This window comes from Halorubrum sp. AD140, assembly GCF_034497445.1.
GTDB lineage: Archaea > Halobacteriota > Halobacteria > Halobacteriales > Haloferacaceae > Halorubrum.
Genome location: NZ_JAXRUU010000264.1, coordinates 1 through 1,162, shown reverse-complemented (window position 1 = coordinate 1,162; position 1,162 = coordinate 1). Strand labels below are relative to the sequence as shown.

Annotated in this window: 2 protein-coding genes; one reads left to right on the top strand and one right to left on the bottom strand. The window is 63.1% G+C overall.

The window, feature by feature from the left end:
• A partial coding sequence (locus tag U4E84_RS18060; RefSeq protein WP_322533450.1) for a hypothetical protein occupies positions 1-448 on the top strand: 448 nt, incomplete at its 5' end.
• Here U4E84_RS18060 and U4E84_RS18055 read toward each other — a convergent pair.
• On the bottom strand, positions 449-955 hold the full coding sequence (locus U4E84_RS18055) for a MarR family transcriptional regulator (RefSeq protein ID WP_322533449.1): 507 nt from the start codon (positions 953-955) through the stop codon (positions 449-451).
• Between the last annotated feature and the right edge of the window lie 207 nt (positions 956-1,162).

Genomic DNA, 1,162 nt, shown 5'->3' with positions numbered 1-1,162 from the left:
GCGGGCGCTACGGGCACTCGCCGCGGAGGGGATCACCGACCCGGACCCCGAGGAGTGGTACCCGCAGCAGACCTGGTTGAACGCCTTCGAGACCAGCGCCGAGGAGCTGCAGCCGCACGTCCTCGACCGGCTCGGCGAACAGCTGCCGGAAGTCGCCACGTGGCCGAACGACTTCGAGACCGTCGCCGCGGGGCTTCAGTCGATCGATGACGCCTATCAGCAGAACCACCGCGGCGGCGACATCGGGTACTACGAGTTCGAACGGACGGGAGACGGATCCGGAAAACTCACATGCCACAACCCTTACCCCTGTTCGTTCGATCGGGGCCTCGTCCGCGGCGTCGCCAGACAGTACGCCTCCGTGGACGCGTTCGTCTTCATCGAGGAGACCGGAGAGACGTGTCGGCGCGACGGCGACGACACCTGTGCGTACACGGTGTACTGGTAGCTACCGATCGTACGATTCGAGCGCGTCTCTGAGCTCCGCGGCGGTGAACTCCGACGCGAGCGTGACGATCTCTTGGAAGTCCTCGTAGGTCCGTCGAAGCTCCTCGATACGCGCCGCCTCGGGAGGGCCGTCGTCGGGGAGCTGTGCCTCCGCGCGTTGGATCGCACGCAGCGTCGTCTGTATCTCCCGTTGGACGTACTGCTGAAACACGTCTTGGAGACTGAACCAGAGTTCTCGCTCGGCCGCGTAGTGAACGCGACGTCCGCCACCCTCCGAGGACCTGCGGTGGACGAGTCCGATCCGCGTCAGCGTCCGTGTCACGTTGCTGATCGTCGATTTCGCGTAGCCCGTTTCCTCGACGAGTTCCGGTATCGAGCGGGGCTCTTCGGAGAAATACAAGACGCCGTAGATCCGCCCCGCGCTTCGACTGAGGCCGTACACCTCCGCCGACTGCTCCATCGACTCGATGACGCGCTCGCGGGCGACGGTACGGTCGTCTTCACTCATGCCTGTCTGTCGTCCGCGCGGCGTGCTGGAAACGCTGTTGGATCATGTCCCAAGTATGTATTCCGCAAGTATTAAATTGTTTGATTCGTTTGTTCGGACTAAGCCGAACAAACAGAACGAAAGACAGAGATTCACCGATCCCATGCCCAGCGCCTTTCCACACCAACCGCCGGTCACCCACGCCCCCCGTGAACAGACACACATCGC